The organism is Bifidobacterium sp. UBA6881, from assembly GCA_002451435.1.
Taxonomy (GTDB): domain Bacteria; phylum Actinomycetota; class Actinomycetes; order Actinomycetales; family Bifidobacteriaceae; genus Bifidobacterium.
The window spans coordinates 1958-3600 of sequence record DKCF01000024.1 but is presented as its reverse complement, the minus strand read 5'-3'; the positions used below and the strand labels follow the sequence as shown (position 1 = coordinate 3600).

2 protein-coding genes are annotated in these 1643 nt (G+C 62.0%); one reads left to right on the top strand and one right to left on the bottom strand.

Annotated elements, in window-relative coordinates; translation table 11 throughout:
- The coding region (locus tag B3C64_RS01945; RefSeq protein WP_291533348.1) for an EamA family transporter at positions 1-363 on the top strand (363 nt) is incomplete at its 5' end.
- Between the two features lie 132 nt (positions 364-495).
- Here the strand turns inward: B3C64_RS01945 and fbaA are convergent.
- Positions 496-1584, bottom strand: a complete 1089-nt coding sequence (gene fbaA, locus B3C64_RS01940) for a class II fructose-bisphosphate aldolase (protein WP_291533347.1) — start codon at positions 1582-1584, stop codon at positions 496-498.
- Positions 1585-1643: the final 59 nt, after the last annotated feature.

The following is a 1643-nucleotide window of genomic DNA, read 5'->3' as shown; positions in this document are numbered from 1 at the left end:
ACTCCGTCGCTGTCCGAAGGCTACGACGGCACGACGGTTTTCTTCTGCTGTGTCGCCGTGGTGCTATGGATCATCCACTTCGCCTCGGGCGATGGCCTGCCGGCTTCGGCGCCCGGCATCGGCGGCTACGTTGCGTTGGTCGCATGCGCTGCTGCGATCGCCGGCGGTTATGGATGCTGGGGATACGGCATGCTGCACGGCAATATGGAAACGCTTGCGATCGGCTCGTACGCGACCCCGATTTTCTCCACGGCGTCCAGCACGCTGCTGCTCGGCGTGGCGTTGGGCATGCCGTTCTGGATTGGCGTCGCGCTGGTGGTAGCCGGCTCGCTTATCAATGTGTGGTTCGCGCGTCGGTCATGAAGCTTCGGTGCGCTTGGATTCGACGCTGCAACGAAGCTTGCGGATTGACTTTCCTGAATTGAGCATCTGAAGGTATGAAAATGCGCCGCGGAACATCGCGGCGCATTCGGAACCTCGGGAATTACGCGGGAATTACTTCAACGCGCGGCCGGCGGAACCCAGCTGCTTGCAAGCCTCGACGACGCGTGCCGCCATCGAATCCTCCGCTTCGCGACCCCAGGAACGCGGGTCGTACACCTTCTTGTTGCCGACCTCGCCATCGATTTTCAGCACGCCGTCGTAATTACGGAACATGTGCCCGGCAATCGCACGGGAGAACGCGTACTGCGTGTCCGTGTCGATGTTCATCTTGACGACGCCGTAGCTGACCGCCTCCGCGATGTCGGCCGCGGTCGAACCGGAACCGCCGTGAAACACCAGCGGGAACGGCTTGCCCTCCGGCAGATCCGGCAACGCGCATGTGGCGACATGCTCCGAATCGACGCTGTGCAGGCGTCCGTCATGCGCGGCGTTCCAGACTTCCTCCTGGATGTCGTGCAGCAGACGCGGACGCAACTGCACGATGCCCGGCTTGTATGCGCCATGCACGTTGCCGAACGTGAACGCGGCCATGTAGCGGCCACGCTCGCCCAATCCCAATCGCTCCGCGACGCGCACGCCGTCAGCCGGGGTGGAATACAGTTTTTCGTTGATTTCCGCGGAATGGCCGTCTTCCTCGCCGCCGACCGCGCCGATTTCGATCTCCAACACCGTATGTGCCTTCACCGACTTCTCCAGCAGCTCCTCGGCGATGTCGAGGTTCTCTTCCAACGGCACGGTGGAGCCGTCCCACATGTGCGATTGGAAGGTCGGCTCCTCGCCGCGCTTGACCTGCTCCGCCTCGTGCGCGAGCAGCGGACGCACCCATTCGTCCAGATACTGCTTGGCGCAGTGGTCGGTGTGCAATGCGACGGTGATGTTCGGATATTTCGCGGCCACCTCATGTGCGAATGCGGCGAACGCGAGCGAGCCGACCACGCGATCGTTCACGCGCTGGCCGGAGAAATAGGCCGATCCGCCCACCGATACCTGAATGATGCCGTCGGATTCCGCGTCCGCGAATCCCTGCAATGCGGCATTGAGGGTTTGCGTGCTGGTCACATTGATCGCTGGATAAGCGTACCCCCCACGGCGTGCGGCATCCAGCATTTCGGCATAACGTTCAGGAGTTGCGATAGTCATGTCACCATTATGTCGCGGATATTGCGACAACCGCCTTGCAAGGGCGAATATGTGGTCGG